Source organism: Runella limosa DSM 17973 (genome assembly GCF_000482465.1).
Classification (GTDB): domain Bacteria; phylum Bacteroidota; class Bacteroidia; order Cytophagales; family Spirosomataceae; genus Runella; species Runella limosa.
This window is the reverse complement of record NZ_AXVJ01000025.1, coordinates 64,486-81,667: the sequence shown is the minus strand read 5'-3', so window position 1 is coordinate 81,667 and position 17,182 is coordinate 64,486. Positions and strand designations below refer to the sequence as shown.

Genomic DNA, 17,182 nt, shown 5'->3' with positions numbered 1-17,182 from the left:
GTATTATCACTAATTTTGCACCATGAAAAAAGTTGCATTTTATACATTGGGGTGTAAGCTCAATTATTCCGAAACTTCCAGTATATCAAGGATGTTTGAGCAAAAAGGGTATCAAAAGGTAGCCTTCAACGAACAGCCCGATATCTTCATCATCAATACTTGTTCGGTCACAGACAATGCCGACAAAAAATGCCGTAAAATCGTCAGGGAAGCGCAGGGGATAAATCCCAACGGTTATGTAGCTATCATTGGCTGCTATGCGCAATTAAAACCGCAAGAAATTTCCGAAATTCCAGGCGTGGACGCCGTACTTGGTGCCGCCGAAAAGTTTCGGTTGATAGATTTATTGGATGGATTTGTCAAAGCGCCCGTTGCGCAGCCCGGACGGGTCATCGCATCGCCGATTGAAGAGGCCGTTGACTACCACGTTTCGTATTCTCTCAATGACCGTACGCGCACTTTTTTGAAGGTACAAGACGGCTGTGATTATCCTTGTGCGTATTGTACCATTCCGCTGGCACGAGGCAAAAGCCGCTCCGATACCGTAGAAAATGTGGTAAAAGCTGCGCACGAAATTGCAGCACGGGGGGTGAAAGAAATCGTGCTTACAGGGGTAAATATTGGTGATTTTGGCCTCCACGATGGCACACGAACTGAAACTTTTTTTGAACTTGTCCAAGCGCTAGACGAAGTAGAAGGAATTGAGCGTTTTCGTATTTCTTCGATTGAACCCAATTTGCTGACGGACGAAATTATAGCATTTGTGGCTCAATCAAAGCGTTTTGTGCCGCATTTCCATATTCCACTTCAATCGGGCTCAAACAAAGTATTGGGTTTGATGCGCCGTCGTTACCGTCGTGAGTTGTACGTAGATAGAGTGACGAAAATCAAAGAATTGATGCCTGACTGTTGTATCGGCGTGGATGTGATCGTAGGGCATCCTGGCGAGACAAAAGAAGAGTTCTTGGAAACGTATAACTTCTTGAATGAGCTCCCGATTTCCTACTTACACGTATTTACCTATTCTGAACGACCTAATACGTTGGCGGTTGATATAAAGCCAGTTGTGCCGCAGTCGCAGCGGGCAGAACGGTCAAAAATGCTCCATATTTTGTCCGATAAAAAACGCAGGGCGTTTTATGAAGGCCAATTAGGCACCGAGCGGACGGTGCTATTTGAGGACGAAGTGGTTGATGGTAATATGCAAGGCTTTACCGAAAACTACGTGCGTGTGACGGCCAAATACGACCCGCTGCTCATCAATGAGGTAAAACGGCTGCAACTGATCGAGATTAACGCGGAGGGCCAAGTAGAGGTGCGGGAGGTAGAAACAGAAGTTTTTCACCACTAATTGAGCAACACAAGAGTAAGTAAGGACAAAAAGCGTTCTTTTAGGGATAGTATTGGAGAAAAAATAATAAAAAAGAAAGAACATCTTGTTTGATTTGAAAACCATTTCATTAATTTAGTGTTTGATAAGGGTAGTCCTACTTACCAACAAAAACCACACCAATTACCACTGACTTACCCGCTATCAAACACTAAAACATAGGCTTAATACGCACCAATCGAAAGAAGCACAAGTGTACAGGCTTCTTGGGCTTCGATTCCGTTTTGTGTCAACAAAGCGACAAATTCATCGTTTTCTGTGCCAGGGTTAAAAATAACTCGTTTTGGATGTAATGACACAATGTAATCGTACCATTCGGGTTGATTGCGTGGCCCAACGTATAAGCTAACTGTATCAATATCGTCAAAGGCTGGTTTATCAGTATGTATCTGTTGACCCGCAACAACGCCCTCTTTGAGTCCTACCAACTCAATGGGATGGCCGTGATTGCTAATACGGTGTGCCGCAAGAAATGCGTAGCGTTCTGGGTTGGTAGAAGCCCCAAGGATGAGCGTTTTTTTCATTTTAAGACTTGATTGATAGTAATTTTAAAACAATAAAAAGCACCAGTTAGTTGTACTGACAATGCACAAATGTATTGAAAAAGTATGATTGCTGGGATTGAAAAAATCAACAACACAAGAACCATGGCTGATAATAAAATAGCAAACTACTGGAACGAGAAGTGGGTACGAATTGAGTTTGAAGGAGTTGAAAATCCGCCCCATTATAGAGTGTCTAACTATGGCCGCTTGGCGAGCTTTCAGGGAGAAGATAATCAAGGGAAAGTAATCAAAGGGTCTGTGATTCAGGGGTATCGCTCTCTAAATATTCGCATTACAGGGGGCAAAACCATCAACCGATACGTGCATAAATTAGTGGCCGACTTGTTTGTAAAAAAAGAAAGTGAAAATGCTAAGTACGTCATTCACCTAGATTTTGATAAACAAAATAACCGTGCCGAAAACCTAAAATGGGCGACCAAAGATGAAATGGTGGAGCACAACCGCAACAATCCAGCGGTAATCAATCGCCAGATTCCGATACGTACCCGTAATTACAAGCTCACCGAACCTAAAGTAAGGATGATTAAAAAGATGCTGAAAAGTGATAAAAACCGCTTAAAAATGATTGCAAAGCAATTTGGCATTACGCATACGCAGCTCAATCGTATCCGTTCGGGAGAAAACTGGAAGAACGTGAAAATTGATGATGAATAAAAAAGAGGGATGATTACCCTCCAATGGTTGACATAGATTCCGAAACCACACCCACTTTACGTCTAGCTTCGGCTTCAAAGCCATCTTTTGCCCTGTTTTGTAGTGCTTCGTAAATGTACGTTTGGAGGGTCTCGTCGTTGAGCCCTTGCCGAATCAAGTCACGAATGTTAAAAACTCCATCGTCGTATAGACATGTCCTGAACTGACCTTGCGGGGTTAGGCGAAGTCGATTACAAGTACCACAAAACGTGCGACTGAAGGCCGCAATGATGCCAATCGTACCCTGGTGCCCAGGAATTTGATAATTATAAGATGTAGAGGCAGGAGGGTCGGGGAGTTTATAAATGCCAGGATACGCTTTTTTTAGCTCGTCCAAAATCCGAGGATAATTCCAAAATTCTTGGTATTCGTGCGCGCCGTCGCCATTGAAAGGCATTTCTTCAATAAAACGTACACTGACGGCAGAGTGACGTGTGAGCTCGGCCATTGGGATAATGTCGTCCGTATTTTTTCCTGACATGACGACCGTGTTTATTTTGGTCGAAATATTGTAAGCTTGGAGGGCTTCAAACGTCTGCCACACGTTCGGAAATTCATCGCGACGCGTAATGTCAAAAAAGCGTTGACGGTCGAGACTATCTAAACTGAGGTTGACCGATTTAATCCCAATTCTTTTTAAATCAGGTACTAGCGGTGCAGTGAGTACCCCGTTGGTCGTGATGTTGATTTGCTGTAAACCTTCGATTTGACTGAGTTCTTCCAAAAACTCCATAATTCCTCGCCGTACAAAAGGCTCGCCCCCCGTAATCCGAACTTTGTCCACCCCCATGCGTACCAAAATGCGGATAACTCGCTCCATTTCTTCCCACGTCAGAAGATGCGGTTTGGGCACATATTTGATGCCTTCCTCGGGCATACAGTAAAAACAACGCAAGTTACAGCGGTCGGTTACTGCCAGCCGTAGGTAGTTGATGGGGCGCCCGTGGTTGTCAATTACTTGGTTCAAAGACTTACTTGGTTAAAGGAGAAAAATCAGAAGCGTTATTGCTCAAAGTAAATAACGGAAACAGAAAGAAACAAGTTCTTGAGTGTCAGAAACTAAAAATCGCATAAAAAAATTAATTTATAATTTTAATTCTCTACTTTTGTATTGGCAGTACGCCAATCATTCATTTTTTTAATTTTTTTTGTAATGGAAACTGGAACAGTAAAGTTCTTCAACGAATCAAAAGGATTTGGCTTCATCGTTAGCGGTGGACAAGAAATTTTCGTACACGTATCTGGCTTGGTTGACAAAATCACCGAAGGAGATACTGTTACGTTTGACAAAGTGCAAGGTAAAAAAGGCATCAACGCCACCAACGTTAAGCTTGCTTAATTGCAACACTCCACTGATATATTGAAATTCCGATTCTAATTGGTCATAACAATGTGTCAAATCAAAGGGCAAACGGGTTTTCCGCTTGCCCTTCTTTGTTTTTGTCCTAAACCTTATAGATTTACTTAGTACAGCGATTATCAGGTTGAACGCATTAAAATATAGAGTGGCTATTGATTGCTCCAGAGGAATTAAATCTTAGTAGAAAAATAAATCAAATCCTCACCAAAAGCCCCGTCCCGATGGGGCTTTTGGATGGCCTTTACCCCTTTTTTTCTACTAAGATTTAGCCTCGCTGAGGCTACTTTTTTTAATGCGTTTAGCCTGAGCGATTACAAAACGTATAAGGTTTTTATTATTTATTCCGTACTTTTGCGGACTTTTTAAGGAATTTAAGAAATAATATTCTATGCTTAGAACGCACACTTGCGGTGAACTCCGCATTTCGGATGTCAATAAAGAAGTAACCCTAAGCGGTTGGGTACAACGTATCCGTGATAAGGGTGGAATGATATGGATTGATTTGCGCGACCGCTACGGCATCACTCAGCTGATGGTAGAAGAAGGAAAAACAGCTTCAGAAATCATTGCGAAAGTTCGTGAACTTGGTCGTGAGTTTGTTATCCAAGCTTCAGGTACGGTGTCAGAACGTTTTGCCAAAAACGATAAAATCCCAACGGGAGATATTGAATTGAAATTGAGTGGGTTAGAGGTGTTAAACCCTGCTAAACTTCCTCCATTTTTGATTGAAGACGAAACCGACGGGGGCGACGAACTTCGCATGAAGTACCGTTACTTGGATTTACGCCGCAGTCCTGTTCGTAAAAACCTTGAATTGCGTCATAAGGTAGCGCAACAAACGCGCATTTTTATGGATGCGCAAAACTTCATTGAGGTAGAAACCCCCGTGTTGATTAAGTCAACGCCCGAAGGAGCGCGTGATTTTGTGGTGCCAAGTCGCATGAATCCGGGAGAGTTTTACGCCTTGCCACAATCGCCGCAAACGTTTAAGCAATTGTTGATGGTTTCGGGTTTTGACCGTTACTTCCAAATTGTAAAATGTTTCCGCGACGAAGACCTTCGTGCCGACCGTCAGCCTGAATTTACGCAAATCGACTGTGAAATGTCGTTTGTGACGCAAGAAGATGTGCTTCAAATGTTTGAAGGATTGATTCGTCATTTGTTCAAAACAGTGAAAGGAATCGACCTACCTGAAGTACCTCGTATGACGTATGCAACGGCTATGAAGAAATACGGTTCGGATAAACCTGACGTGCGCTTTGGTATGGAGTTTTGCCCCCTAACCCCCGATGGAGGAAATGAACCCGATTTGGTGCGCGGTAAAGGATTTCCTGTTTTTGACGCGGCTGAGTTGGTTGTGGGTATTTGTGCCAAAGGATGTGCTGAATATACGCGTAAGCAAATCGACGAGCTGACGGAGTGGGTGAAACGCCCCCAAGTTGGAGCAAAAGGTCTTGTCTATGCACGTTACAATGCCGACAGAACCATTAAATCGTCGGTAGATAAATTTTACAGCGAAGAAGACCTCAAAAAATGGGCCGAGGCGTTTGGTGCAGAGCCAGGCGACTTGATGTTGATTTTGGCGGGTGAAGCCAATAAAACCCGTAAGCAACTTAACGAACTTCGTTTGGAAATGGGTAGCCGTTTGGGCTTGCGTAATCCTGACGAATATAAGGTGCTTTGGGTAGTTGATTTCCCATTGTTGGAGTACGGCGAAGAAGAGCAACGTTGGTTTGCGATGCACCACCCATTCACGAGCCCCAAACCAGAAGATATTTCGTTGTTGTCAACCGATTTAGGTGCGGTTCGTGCCAATGCCTACGACATGGTGATCAACGGAACAGAAGTAGGCGGAGGCTCAGTGCGGATTTTCCAACGTCCGTTACAGATGCAAATGTTTGAAATCTTGGGCTTTACACCTGAAGAGGCCAAAGCGCAGTTTGGATTCTTGATGGATGCGTTTGAGTTTGGAGCGCCGCCACACGCGGGTATCGCCTTCGGATTCGACCGTTTGTGTTCAATCTTCGGAGGGGCAGATTCGATTCGTGACTTTATTGCGTTCCCGAAAAACAACTCTGGCCGCGACGTGATGATTGATTCTCCATCGACGATTGACCAAAAACAACTAGACGAATTAAAAATCGCTACAAAATAAGTCAGACGATAGTCAGACTTTACCTACAGCAGCGTCGGTCTGACTACCGTCTGACCTAGACAACAGTCAAACCAATAAAAAACTCCTCCCTGAACCTACTCAGCGAGGAGTTTTTTGTTTTAGGAATCTGCTTATTTGTACAGCGAAACAATAGGAGAATTAAACGACCCACATTGTGCCTTTTAATGGGCTACAGTAACTCAGGTAAGTGGTTTTTAATTTGGGTTTTGACCATTTTTGTCCGTTGCGCATTCCCTCAATTTCTCCATCATAATCTGAAAAATCAAACTTAAACGTGGGTTCTTTATGGCAACTGAAAAGTAGAAGTAATGCTGCTACAATAGTATATTTGACGTATATTTTCATGGCTTTGAGAAAGTGTTTTCAGTTGAGTAGTAGCTTTGTAAATTAACGCTGTAGTTATTTGGAGATTTTGTCGAAGGTGCTAGTTTTTTCTTCTAAAAGGGATAAAATCAATTCTACGTCTTAAATTGCACCATTCGTCCCATTTTTGGGAGGTGAAACAATAAATTTTACCAACTTCGAGTTTTTAAGTATCAAATTGTGATTAACAATACGCACTTAACAGCCCAAACCATCCAATATGAGCTTCTTTGAACGTTTCAAAGCCTATTTTAGTCGCGATAACTTTCAAAAAGACCCCGAATTGGTGTCTTTTGATGAATTGGAGCCACCCAAAGTAGCTGCTCCAATGCCTGTGCCCGTAACGGCCCCAATGCCTACGTTGCCCACTACGGGTTCCACCACGCCTTCGGTGGTTGCGGCTCCGTCACAACCTTTGTTTGCGGACGAGCCTCAGTCGGAGACAAAATCGTGGGTGATTTCTCCCCCTAATGCCAAAATTGAATGGCCAACGTGGTTGGAAGACGAAACCTTACTACGCGATGAAGGGGTAATTTTTGGTTTGTCGGAATCAAAAGCGGAGGAAAAAGTAGCGATTATCCGTAATTACTTTGTCCACCAAACGGCCGATTGGGAACGAGAAGTGGAGCGCCACGGGGAGAAAATTCAAGAACTGAACCTGTTTATCGAGCAAAAAGAAAATCGTATCAACGAGCTCAAGGAAAAATGTTCGGATTTGGAAGGGCGCAACCACGACGGCGAACACCAATTGCCGCGTACGATTGTGGGTTTGGCCTTTTCGGCAGCGATGTGCGTGGGGAATTATTTTCTAATTGACGATACCTTGCGTCCGTTGTACCCCAATAGTCAGTGGATTGCGGTTGGGGTATTTTTGGCGGGGATGTTCAACTTGTTTGGACGGGTGTCGTTGTTTCATGATACGGAAAGCAACGTGTCGTGGCGACGAATGCTCGAAGAAGTCGGGATGCCGTTTGCCGCTGCTTTGTTTGTGTTTGTTCAAGCTATTCAAAACCAAGGCGTTTGGCGAGCAGGTGCGTTGTTTGTCTTTGTGTTTTTCTTGTTTTTGTTTGCGGGAAAATTGTTGTTGAGTAACATCACGGTATTGCGAAATGACTTGAAAATTTGGTTGACGGGAACAAATTTAAAGAAAGAGAAATCAACCAAAACGGAAACGTGGGACGGCGAGGTAGCGCGACTAACGGCCGAAATTGACGCTTTACGGGTGCAGAAATGGCAAATTTTGCCCAGCCTCAACAAGGCCGAAGCCGAACTAGCGCGTTTGAACGCCCGCCGCGATGCACTTATTAAACTGTTTGAAAGCGAGTTTTACTTGGCACGCCAGCTCCGTGAACGTATGACGGATAAGCAATGGCGCGAGTTTGAAAAAGGATTTGAGTAAGGGCTTTTTATTTAGTGACCAACAACCATGGAAGAGAACCAACAACATACCGAAAAACCTGATTTTTTGCACGGCTATAATAGCGGTGTTGAAGGGTCGGAAAACCGAAATCCGTACGAAAGCTATTTGTCAAGCCAGATACATTACAATTGGCTGGTGCAGCGAGTTAATGACCGTCGTAATGAGGTGCAACGCGTTGAAAATCAGATAGAAGAGACAACCATAAAACGCAAGGTGGCGTACGACCATTTGCAAGAATTTGTACAGCGTTTTACCAAATCGAGCAAACGTTTGGCCGATTTAGTCATGCAACGCGACCAAATTGACGAAGAAACCGAGGCGCTTCGCAACCGCCGTAAACAAACACAATCGGAATATTCACTGTTGGCGGGTTTGTTTTTCTTTGCGGCAGGTCTGGCTTTCGTGTTCGGTGATTTGATTATCTCGCACGAAATTGTGGCCTATGCCCTCAACATCCGCAACAACTACGAAGCGTGGGCTTTTGCGATTGGTTTGGCCATGATTTCAATTTTGCTCAAACCCGCCTATGATCGCCTCATTGAAAAACCCTACACCGACCAACATACCCAACAAGCGCGCTCGCGTTATGCGTGGTTTAAAGTGGGCTTGGCAGGGTTTGCGATTGTGACATTGGGGATTTTGGGCTGGTTTCGTTACGAGGCGTACCGTACCGATAAATTGAAAGAAGCGATTAATAAGTCAGTGAAAAACTTGCAGTTAAATGCAACGCCGCTGGACCCAACGGCGTCGATTACGCCCGCGCAGCAGCAAGCTTTATTGCAAAAAATTGAACAACAATTGCTACGTTCCGATGAGCTCAATTTAGGATTAGTCAATAGCCCTTGGGCGTTGGCATCGTTTGTACTGAGTGGTATTTTGTTTGCCTTGGCGGGAGCAGTTTCGCTTGGAATGGCCTTGCCCGTTTTGCAAAACTTCTGGTACCGTTGGTTGCAAATTGACCCACGGTTGGGGCGTTTGCGTCGTCGTCGTAAAAAATTGGTAAAAGAAATTGAAGGTGCCGAAAAAGAAGTAGCAGAAGATACAACACAAAAAGATATTTTGGCGCACGAGTTGGAAATACTTCCTAATTTGGACGATCTACGTGCCGAACGTCTCAAGCTCCGCGATGAACTTGATCAACTGATTGAAACGACCCGTTTGGCGCAAACCGATAGCCGCATCGCTTCGTTTAACGACGGGTATGCCAAAGGTGAAATTGCGCGCGAATTGATGAACGAAGAGGAGTTTACGCAGTTTAGAAACTCGGTGATGAATACGCACAATTTGGCCTTAAAAGCAGCAACCGCCGCCGACCGAAGTATCAATTACTTGACAACAGGCTCAGGTAAAAAAGGAAATTCACTTCGTCCGCATCAAATGATTCGGAAAATGATTACCGATGAGTTTAGAGGAGAAGGAGAATGAGGTGAGAGTGTCGAGTGGGAGAGTGCAGAGTGTCGAATGAATACTTTTGAAGTAAAAAAGGAGGGCTTGCCCTCCTTTTTTGTTGCTTAATTGATTGCTTGACCTTGTTCTAGCTTTTTTATCATGGCTTCGACACTGGTTTTGTTGAGGGCGTCGGGTGCTTGAGGAAGCGCGGCTTTCATGTATTCTAACGCTTTTTTACTGTCGCCAATGGCCGAATAACCACGCGACAGCCCTACGTTGGTGGTGAATTTGTTGGGATTTTTATCGTAGTTGACTTTAAATACCTCAAAGGCTTCTCGGGCGCGTTTGGCTGCCAGTAAGGTTCGGGCATATTGGTGGAGTTCGTTCATCGAGCCTAGTGGCAGGGCTTCCTTCATGAGTGCGTCGGCATCGGCGGTTTTGTTCATTTTCAACAATACGCCCGCTTTGGCGCTCAGGGTTTGGAAGTTTTTTTGCCCGATAAAAGGAGCTGAAATACCTTGGTCGGCCCAAGCCAAAGCTTTGTCGAGGGCGATGTTGTGTTGGACGCAGTAATTGGCCGCTTCTACAAAAGCCTGCCACGCAAACCCTGGCGTGTTGCGAAGTTCGTTGGCAAAAGACGCCACTTGTGCTGCATGAACGTCGGTTTCTACCTTGAACGCAATTTGGCGCTTTTCCCATTGCATTGCTACGGTTAAGCCGTTTTCGATTTGGTCGGTAAACTCGTATTTCAACCATTCTACGCTTTGGGGTAATGATTGGTTTTTGACCGTTACACGCAAGGCATCTTCGGCTGGGTCATAATAAAAGCTGCCCCATGAAGTGTAATTTTTCGAGAAAATGAGCGTAGTTTCGTTCTCTCCCAAAATCATGTGCAAGCCGTAGGTACCTGCGGGAAGGTCTTGACCTTCGATTTTTACGGGGTACGAAAACGAAATGGCGGTATTTTCGTTGGCTCCTGCGCGCCAAGGTGCCGCTTTACTGGTACCAAACCCCAAATCGTTGAGGCCGTAAGGGGCAATGGGCGTTCCCCAAATTTTTCCCTCGCGCCCTTTGACCCCAGGGCGGTGGTAAGAAATACTGGTAGGTATCTCATGGGTGATGAAGTTTTGTGTTGCCGCGAAATTGGACAAAATTACTAGCTTCTACATCCCCCTTTTTGAGGTATTTTGTGTCTTACAGTGGCTTTGATATTTTAAATAATTCATTCGTTATATAGTAAGTGCATTGCCCTGTTGAATTTGAAAGGGTAACGCATTCATTATGTATGCTGCAAAATATATTTGCAGCGAAATTTTCGCATTCTTCTTTATTTTTAGGTTGTTTAAAAGAAACAAAACGATTATTGTCAAAAATTATACGAATAGAATCGTTGCCATAAGTAAAAGGAAAATCAGCCCCAATAGGGATAATAGAAGTGTCTAGGATAAGGGTCATGTCTCTTTGCTGATTGGGTAATAAAGTGAATTCCTGATATTTCAAGGAGTTAGATGAGGTTGGATAAAATACAACTTTAGCTGTGTGATTCGAGGAATTGTGTATTGACTTTTTGAAAGTGACTCCTTTGTCTATTCGCCGATTACATCCTACAACAATTAAAGAAAAGAAAATGAAGGTTAGTGGTTTCATACGTCTATTTTTTTGGTAAGTATATTTAGTTAATTTGCTAGGTTAATTTTTAACGACTATAAATTATTATAATTTTTCAATTATTGCGCCAAAACAAAAATTTAGTTTTTCTTTGTAGTTTTCATGATTCCATTTGTTATTCCAGCTTGAAGTCGCACTCCTTTTAGGAGAAGTTAAAATATATCTATACATAGGTGTTATTCGCTCAATAGATTTTAATTTAATTTTTTTTGTGTCTTTTAGCGTATATTCCCCATATTCATGGTCACGAATTGCCATGTATTCCCCATCTTTGTCTATATACCCAATGCTTTCCATACTTATCCAAAAACCGTTATTGGGAGCTTTTAAATTATATTTTACTAAATCAAATTCAATGTTTTTTCTTTTGGGGCAATATCAATTGTTATATTTTCATTTAACAAATCTTCTTTAGGTAACATTTGAAAGGTATCATTTGTGTAAATTCTCAATCGTATTCTGAAGAACTTAATTTGCTTGTTTTTTTAGGGATAACACGACAATGGATACTTTTAATAGCCCATTTTTCACTATTGTGGGCAATAAAGGTCGCAATTCGCTGGTTAGAATTAGGATTGTACCCATTTTCTTTAAATTCGATTAGTGATGTTTTATGATAACCAATTTCTTTAGTATGTATTTTGCTTCTTTTATCCTTTACAATAATATCATTTAATTCAATCGGAATATTTTGAAGATAAATAGTGTCTGCTTTTAAAAAAGCGCTGTAATCAATAGAATACTTTAAATAACCTAAGGTAGAAATATAAACGCTGTCTATTTTTTGATTTTGAAATACAATAATTTCCATACTCATTAGAGAAAGAACCTATTTGGCTTCTTAAATAGTAAATGGTTGCATAGGGAACTGGAATTTTACTATTTTTATCTAATATAATGCCGCATTTTTCTTGACCAAATAGACCGTAAACATTTACTATAAATAAAAAAAAGAAAATTAAATTTTTCATATAAATGTCTGATATAATAGAAGCTACGAGATGCTGTTTAAACATCTCGTAGCTATTTGTAAATTTAACACGATTCAAAAACCATTTCTTCTGATACTACAAATCCGAGAAAATAGGTTTTTTGCATTCCAAACTTTACACATCCTCCGTTAAAATCTGATTGAGTTCCTGGCCATTCAGTTTCTAATCCATTTTTACACTTTTGAGTTCTATGTGTAGTTTTTGGGCTAATTCTTCATTGGATGGGGCATCGATGAGTAGAATGAGTAATTCTAACTCTCGCTGGGTGAGCGTTGTTAGCAAAAGAACTTCTTCGTCTTTTGAAAATGGGCTATCTTGTAGGTAAAAAAAGATTTTTTTGATAGTTAGCTTAGGCATAATATAGCAATTATAAACCCAAAATGGGCTTAGTGGATACCTTAACAAAGTTTTCAACTATCAAAGTAGGGGCAAAAGTCGGTCTTACTGCCGAATAACTAGAGTCTGCAAATAAGCCATATATTATTTTGTATTCAAAGAAAAAAAGTAAAAAAAATAAATATATGCCAAAATTTAGTAATAATATTTGGTATGCGCTTCTAGTAAATAACATATTGGTATAGCCAATCTAAGCAATTGCCCCGCGCTTCCCCAACTCAATCACTTCCATTTGGCTGATTTTACCGCTGTCCAAAACAAACCGTAAAAGAGTGCGGATTTTGTGAAAACCTTCGCGGCCCGCTGCGCCAGGATTGAGGTACAGCATGTTGTTGAGCTGCGGATCGCGCATAACGCGGAGGATGTGCGAATGGCCACAAACAAAAATATCGGGAGTTGTATTCTTTAATTCGGGCCGAACGTGCGGGTTGTATTTTGGGGGCGCTCCGCCAATGTGCGTCATCCACACTCGAAAACCTTCCAACTCAAAACGTAGGTGTTCGGGGGCTTGCCAGCGAATTTCTTTGGCGTCGATATTGCCATATACCGCCCGAAGTGGTTTAAATTGGGCTAGTTTATCCAAAATCTCAACACTACCAACATCACCCGCGTGCCAGATTTCGTCGCATTCGTCAAAATGGGTAAAAACAGCGTCGTCTAAATAATGGTGCGTGTCAGAAATAAGACCAATACGTTTCATAGAAAATGTCTAATTGAGTGTCGAATGTAGAGGGCAGAATGTCGAATTTTAAATTAGAAGTACTTATTTCAACAACGTTTGGAGCGCCATGCCGCTCATGATGAGGACGACTAGCCAGCCTGCAAGTTGCAGCCAAAGTGGATGTCGGTACTCCCCGACGAGGCGTTTGTTGCGAGCAGCGATAAGCATCACCGAAAGCGCAATGGGTAAAATAAATCCATTGACCGTTCCTACAAACACTAAAATTTGCACGGGTTTTCCAATGGCGATAAATACAAGGGTAGAAAGGGCGATAAAGCCGACTGTGATATAGCGATGGTTACGTTCGAGGCTGGGGTGGAAAGTCCGCAAAAACGAAACCGACGTATAAGCCGAACCAATGACCGAAGTGATGGCGGCACTCCACATGAGTACCCCAAATAGCCGATAGCCCGTTTGACCCGCGGCCAACTGAAACACCGACGCGGGTGGGTTATCTTTGCTTAACGTAAGTCCCATGGCAAGCACACCCAACGTAGCCAAAAACAAAAAATAACGAATAACGGAGGTGACCAAAATTCCCGTGGTCGCACTGCGATTGACTTGGGGAAGGTAGTGTGCCCCTTTGATGCCTGCTTCCAACAAACGATGGCCGCCCGCAAACGTAATGTACCCCCCAACCGTGCCGCCGACGAGCGTGATGGTGGCGATGGGGTCAAATTGCTGAGGGGCAACGGTTCGCAAGATGGCTTCCCCAACGGGAGGGTTGGCCGAAAAGACTACGTAAGCAATAAGCAAGAGCATCAAAATGCCTAGGTATTTGGCAAAATTGTCCATGGCTTTGCCTGCTTCGGGAAGTAGAAATAGGGCGATTCCAATAGCCGCACTTACCAACGCTCCGATTTTTACGTCTAACCCGCTCATGGCTTCAATTCCCAAACCTGCACCCGCCACATTACCAATATTAAAAGCCAATCCGCCCAGTACAATCAAGGCAGAAAGTAAGTAGCCCAACCCAAAAAATAAATCGTTGGCAATATCTTGGGCGCGTTTTTCGGTAATGGCAATGATCCGCCAAATATTGAGTTGAGCCCCTAGGTCAAGCAGAATAGACAGGAGAATAACAAAACCAAAATTAGCAAGTAACTGTTGCGTAAAAACGGTAGTTTGAGTCAAAAAACCTGGCCCAACGGCGGAAGTCGCCATTAGGAATGCCGCACCAAGGAGGGTGTTGGTAGAGGAAGAGGAGTTACTTTTGGGTGGTAAAGGCATTACAGGTAATTTTTAGCTGGTTATTAGAATGAACGTCCTAATAACCGAAAAAAATTCTTGTAAATCAGGTTAAACGCATAAAAAAAGTAGCCTCAGGGAGGCTAAATCTTAGTAGGAAAAGAGGGGTGAAAGCTGTCCCAAAGCCCCATCGGGGTGACATCTTTCACCGAACGTCGGTTGCCCTGATGGGGTTTTGAGGTGGATTTGATTCATTTTTCTACTAAGATGTAGCTCCTCTGGAGCAATTAATAGAGAATCTATATTTTAATGCGTTCAACCTGCTTGTAAATAAAATCTTGACTTCCCGCTGATAGCACGAGGCGGAGCTTCGCGCTATCGGTAGAAGCTTGCGAAAAAAGGTGCGAGCGTTACGCTCCATCGAAGGAGGAAATCTAACGTTGATTTAGACCCCTCCTTCGTCGGGGTGACAAAAAAGTAGGGAATGACGATGAAATGGGGTGACAAAAAAGCCTTGCAATAGCCAACTTTATAAGAAACTAGGCTCCCAAAATCAACTCCTTCATCTCCACTCGAATTCGTTTTTTGTCAATTTTGCCCACCGATGTTTTAGGAATTTCGGGAACAAAAACGATATTGTCTGGGACGTACCACTTGTTGATTTCGCCACTATCTACGCGGGCTTGTAAACCTGCTTTGATGCCTTCGGGGGTAAGTTTATCTTGGTAGTCGGGCTTGATTACCAAAATCGCGTGCGGCCGCTCGCCCCAGCGTGGGTCAGGAAAACCAACAACTGCCGATTCGGCCACCCCTTCCACCTGCGAAAGCAAATTCTCAATGTCGAGGGACGACACCCATTCTCCGCCCGTTTTAATCACGTCTTTGACGCGGTCAGCAATCGTAACGTAGTAATCTGTACCAATCGCCGCTACGTCGCCCGTGTGCAGCCAGCCGCCCGCCCAGAGTTTTTCAGAGGCTTCGGGGTCTTTATAATAGCCCTGCGTCATCCACGGGCCACGTGCTACCAATTCCCCCACCGCGTCGCCGTCGTGTGGGAGCGAGTTGCCATCGTCGTCGATGATATCCAACTCCACAAACGGGGCAATTTTTCCCGCTTTGGTTCGGAAAGGAAGCTGTTCGTCGATACTCAATTGAAGCTGTTCGTCGGTAAGGTGAACCACCGACATAATAGGCGCTGTTTCTGACATTCCGTAACCTTGCGTTACGTTGATACCCAGTTCTAAAGCCGCTTTGGCAAGTCCTTTCGTAAGGGCCGAGCCTCCAATCAGGACGCTCCATTTGCTCAAATCCACTTGTTTCGCTACGGGGCTATTGACCAGCATATTGAGGATGGTCGGAACACAGTGCGAAAAGGTTACCTTTTCTTTCAACAACAACCTCAAGAGCATTTCGGGCTCGTACCGCCCAGGATACACCTGTTTGAAATTGAGCATGGTCGCCAAGTAAGGAAAGCCCCAACCGTGTACGTGGAACAACGGTGTGATGGGCATATAGACATCGCGGTGGTCGAGTGGCAGGGCGCGGTAGCCTGGAAAATATGCCAATAAACAAAACGTGTGCATGACCAATTGACGATGCGAAAAGTAAACGCCTTTGGGGTTGCCCGTTGTACCTGTGGTATAAAAGGTAGTTGCTAAACTATTTTCGTCAAAATCAGGGAAATCAAAGTCGTCAGAGGCACTACTGAGCAAGTTCTCGTACTCGCCTTCAAGACGAAAACTAGTGGCAGCCAACGGCGCATTGGCGTCTTGATACACCTTATCACTGATAATGATAAATTTCTCGACGGTGGTAAGTTGGTCTTTGATGGCTTCGATGATAGGGACAAAATCTTCATGCACAATCACCACCTTATCGTCGGCGTGATTCATGGTATAAAGAATTTGAGCGGGAGAAAGCCGAACGTTGATGGTGTGCAACACTGCCCCTAAGCAAGGAATCGCAAAGAAACACTCCAAGTAACGGTGACTGTCCCAGTCCATCACCGCTACGGTATCACCTCCTTTTACCCCTAGTTCAGTAAGAACATTCGCCAGTTGACGCACCCGCTTGTCGAAAGTGGTATAATTCATCCGAAACAAGTCCCGATAGACAATCTCCCGTTCTGGGTTGTATTTAGTAACTTGATTGAATAACATCTTGATAGTCAACGGTGGGTCGTAGGCCGAGTGCGTGCGGGGAATAATACGCGTCTGAATCATCGCTAGTTAAAGGTTTGTTGTTTGGGTAAATTTATGTTTTTTCTTTGAATCACTATAAAAAATAAAGAGAGGTACCAAAAATAACTTTTGCGTAAAAAACCTCCCGAAAAAGAATCAGGAGTAGGGAGTCTTCCCTGTGGTGTAAATTAACTTGCTTATAAAGAGAGGTTTATAATTGGTGGCACTTAATTTTGGTATATTTATGTATGTTGATTAAAAGTTGAAAGCTTTTTATAAGTGATTGATTTTTATGGTAGTTAAATATTTTTTTATTTTTTTTGTAATGCAAATTGAAGTTTGGCACGCAAGTTGTTTACAAGAAAAGCATAGCTCACAAAAACAGTTTGTAATGAAGCAGATTTTAGGAGTAGGTTCTCGGGTACGTCATAGCGAGTTTGGCGATGGGGTAGTGATAAATGTGAAATCGTAAAAAAGTAAATATACAGCAGTACATCACCAAGATTTACGGTTCGATGACTTCCTTCAACCTGCTCTTTAAACATACGGAGCACTATTTTGTGGGGGAAAAATCTGGCAGTGATAATGCATAAAAATCTTTCTCAATTCACGTTTTCATGTGATTTGAATAAGGGGTAAAGTAAAAGCGGAGATCGCGGGGGGCCATGCCCCCCGCGACT

17 protein-coding genes and 1 pseudogene are annotated in these 17,182 nt (G+C 43.3%); 7 read left to right on the top strand and 11 right to left on the bottom strand.

Features of this window, described 5'->3' with window-relative positions:
- The first annotated feature begins 22 nt into the window (after positions 1-22).
- On the top strand, positions 23-1,351 hold the full coding sequence (gene mtaB, locus K339_RS0100390) for a tRNA (N(6)-L-threonylcarbamoyladenosine(37)-C(2))-methylthiotransferase MtaB (RefSeq protein WP_028521828.1): 1,329 nt from the start codon (positions 23-25) through the stop codon (positions 1,349-1,351).
- Between the two features lie 203 nt (positions 1,352-1,554).
- Here the strand turns inward: mtaB and K339_RS0100385 are convergent, their stop codons facing one another.
- A complete protein-coding gene (locus K339_RS0100385) occupies positions 1,555-1,914 on the bottom strand; it encodes a CoA-binding protein (protein WP_028521827.1) in 360 nt (119 codons plus the stop codon).
- 123 nt (positions 1,915-2,037) lie between these two features.
- Between K339_RS0100385 and K339_RS0100380 the strand changes: the two genes are divergently transcribed.
- Positions 2,038-2,610: an NUMOD4 domain-containing protein gene (locus tag K339_RS0100380; RefSeq protein WP_028521826.1), complete on the top strand. Its 573-nt coding sequence runs from the start codon at positions 2,038-2,040 to the stop codon at positions 2,608-2,610.
- A 13-nt stretch (positions 2,611-2,623) separates the two neighbouring features.
- Here K339_RS0100380 and moaA read toward each other — a convergent pair whose 3' ends face one another.
- A complete protein-coding gene (gene moaA, locus K339_RS0100375; protein ID WP_028521825.1) occupies positions 2,624-3,616 on the bottom strand; it encodes a GTP 3',8-cyclase MoaA in 993 nt (330 codons plus the stop codon).
- Between the two features lie 186 nt (positions 3,617-3,802).
- Here moaA and K339_RS0100370 point away from each other — a divergent pair, with 186 nt between their 5' ends.
- Complete coding sequence (locus K339_RS0100370) at positions 3,803-3,988, top strand: cold-shock protein (RefSeq protein ID WP_028521824.1); 186 nt, start codon at positions 3,803-3,805, stop codon at positions 3,986-3,988.
- A 409-nt stretch (positions 3,989-4,397) separates the two neighbouring features.
- Positions 4,398-6,164, top strand: a complete 1,767-nt coding sequence (aspS, locus tag K339_RS0100360; protein WP_028521823.1) for an aspartate--tRNA ligase — start codon at positions 4,398-4,400, stop codon at positions 6,162-6,164.
- 159 nt (positions 6,165-6,323) lie between these two features.
- Here the strand turns inward: aspS and K339_RS0100355 are convergent, their stop codons facing one another.
- On the bottom strand, positions 6,324-6,530 hold the full coding sequence (locus tag K339_RS0100355) for a hypothetical protein (RefSeq protein WP_028521822.1): 207 nt from the start codon (positions 6,528-6,530) through the stop codon (positions 6,324-6,326).
- A 238-nt stretch (positions 6,531-6,768) separates the two neighbouring features.
- Between K339_RS0100355 and K339_RS32190 the strand changes: the two genes are divergently transcribed.
- Together K339_RS32190 and K339_RS0100345 are read left to right on the top strand one after the other, a co-directional pair.
- Complete coding sequence (locus K339_RS32190) at positions 6,769-7,947, top strand: hypothetical protein (RefSeq protein ID WP_037298761.1); 1,179 nt, start codon at positions 6,769-6,771, stop codon at positions 7,945-7,947.
- Positions 7,948-7,974: 27 nt separating this feature from the next.
- A complete protein-coding gene (locus K339_RS0100345) occupies positions 7,975-9,393 on the top strand; it encodes a hypothetical protein (RefSeq protein ID WP_028521821.1) in 1,419 nt (472 codons plus the stop codon).
- A gap of 86 nt (positions 9,394-9,479) precedes the next feature.
- On the opposite strand, the gene K339_RS32185 is transcribed toward K339_RS0100345, so the two are convergent.
- From K339_RS32185 to K339_RS0100300, 8 genes are all read right to left on the bottom strand, one after another.
- The gene (locus K339_RS32185) at positions 9,480-10,508 is read right to left on the bottom strand and encodes a DUF2911 domain-containing protein (protein ID WP_051397705.1); all 1,029 of its coding nucleotides are present in this window, start codon (positions 10,506-10,508) and stop codon (positions 9,480-9,482) included.
- Positions 10,509-10,551: 43 nt separating this feature from the next.
- The gene (locus tag K339_RS36910; protein ID WP_157607425.1) at positions 10,552-11,004 is read right to left on the bottom strand and encodes a hypothetical protein; all 453 of its coding nucleotides are present in this window, start codon (positions 11,002-11,004) and stop codon (positions 10,552-10,554) included.
- Between the two features lie 66 nt (positions 11,005-11,070).
- Entirely contained in the window at positions 11,071-11,322 is a 252-nt protein-coding gene (locus K339_RS0100330) for a hypothetical protein (RefSeq protein ID WP_028521820.1), read from the bottom strand.
- A 151-nt stretch (positions 11,323-11,473) separates the two neighbouring features.
- Positions 11,474-11,836, bottom strand: a complete 363-nt coding sequence (locus K339_RS0100320) for a hypothetical protein (protein ID WP_028521819.1) — start codon at positions 11,834-11,836, stop codon at positions 11,474-11,476.
- Between the two features lie 343 nt (positions 11,837-12,179).
- Positions 12,180-12,374 carry a hypothetical protein gene (locus tag K339_RS0100315; protein WP_028521818.1) on the bottom strand — a complete coding sequence of 65 codons (195 nt, stop codon included), beginning with the start codon at positions 12,372-12,374 and terminating at the stop codon, positions 12,180-12,182.
- Positions 12,375-12,603: 229 nt separating this feature from the next.
- Positions 12,604-13,113 carry a metallophosphoesterase family protein gene (locus K339_RS0100310; RefSeq protein WP_028521817.1) on the bottom strand — a complete coding sequence of 170 codons (510 nt, stop codon included), beginning with the start codon at positions 13,111-13,113 and terminating at the stop codon, positions 12,604-12,606.
- Between the two features lie 63 nt (positions 13,114-13,176).
- Positions 13,177-14,364, bottom strand: coding sequence for an NRAMP family divalent metal transporter (locus K339_RS0100305; protein WP_028521816.1), 1,188 nt, complete (start codon positions 14,362-14,364; stop codon positions 13,177-13,179).
- A 497-nt stretch (positions 14,365-14,861) separates the two neighbouring features.
- Positions 14,862-16,544 (bottom strand): fatty acid--CoA ligase, encoded by a 1,683-nt coding sequence (locus K339_RS0100300; RefSeq protein WP_028521815.1) that lies wholly within the window; start codon positions 16,542-16,544, stop codon positions 14,862-14,864.
- A 437-nt stretch (positions 16,545-16,981) separates the two neighbouring features.
- Between K339_RS0100300 and K339_RS38175 the strand changes: the two are divergent.
- Positions 16,982-17,095: pseudogene (locus tag K339_RS38175) on the top strand (DUF8685 domain-containing protein); the annotation flags it as partial.
- Positions 17,096-17,182 lie beyond the last annotated feature (87 nt).

Bases quoted from the DNA above. Each gene is read 5' to 3' on its own strand.
- K339_RS0100320 (WP_028521819.1), bottom strand. From the start codon at position 11,836: ATGGAAATTATTGTATTTCAAAATCAAAAAATAGACAGCGTTTATATT.
- K339_RS0100310 (WP_028521817.1), bottom strand. From the start codon at position 13,113: ATGAAACGTATTGGTCTTATTTCTGACACGCACCATTATTTAGACGAC.
- K339_RS32190 (WP_037298761.1), top strand. From the start codon at position 6,769: ATGAGCTTCTTTGAACGTTTCAAAGCCTATTTTAGTCGCGATAACTTT.
- K339_RS0100380 (WP_028521826.1), top strand. From the start codon at position 2,038: ATGGCTGATAATAAAATAGCAAACTACTGGAACGAGAAGTGGGTACGA.
- mtaB (WP_028521828.1), top strand. From the start codon at position 23: ATGAAAAAAGTTGCATTTTATACATTGGGGTGTAAGCTCAATTATTCC.
- K339_RS0100385 (WP_028521827.1), bottom strand. From the start codon at position 1,914: ATGAAAAAAACGCTCATCCTTGGGGCTTCTACCAACCCAGAACGCTAC.
- K339_RS0100305 (WP_028521816.1), bottom strand. From the start codon at position 14,364: ATGCCTTTACCACCCAAAAGTAACTCCTCTTCCTCTACCAACACCCTC.
- K339_RS0100315 (WP_028521818.1), bottom strand. From the start codon at position 12,374: ATGCCTAAGCTAACTATCAAAAAAATCTTTTTTTACCTACAAGATAGC.
- K339_RS0100330 (WP_028521820.1), bottom strand. From the start codon at position 11,322: ATGGAAAGCATTGGGTATATAGACAAAGATGGGGAATACATGGCAATT.
- K339_RS36910 (WP_157607425.1), bottom strand. From the start codon at position 11,004: ATGAAACCACTAACCTTCATTTTCTTTTCTTTAATTGTTGTAGGATGT.
- K339_RS0100355 (WP_028521822.1), bottom strand. From the start codon at position 6,530: ATGAAAATATACGTCAAATATACTATTGTAGCAGCATTACTTCTACTT.
- K339_RS0100370 (WP_028521824.1), top strand. From the start codon at position 3,803: ATGGAAACTGGAACAGTAAAGTTCTTCAACGAATCAAAAGGATTTGGC.
- K339_RS0100345 (WP_028521821.1), top strand. From the start codon at position 7,975: ATGGAAGAGAACCAACAACATACCGAAAAACCTGATTTTTTGCACGGC.
- aspS (WP_028521823.1), top strand. From the start codon at position 4,398: ATGCTTAGAACGCACACTTGCGGTGAACTCCGCATTTCGGATGTCAAT.
- K339_RS0100300 (WP_028521815.1), bottom strand. From the start codon at position 16,544: ATGATTCAGACGCGTATTATTCCCCGCACGCACTCGGCCTACGACCCA.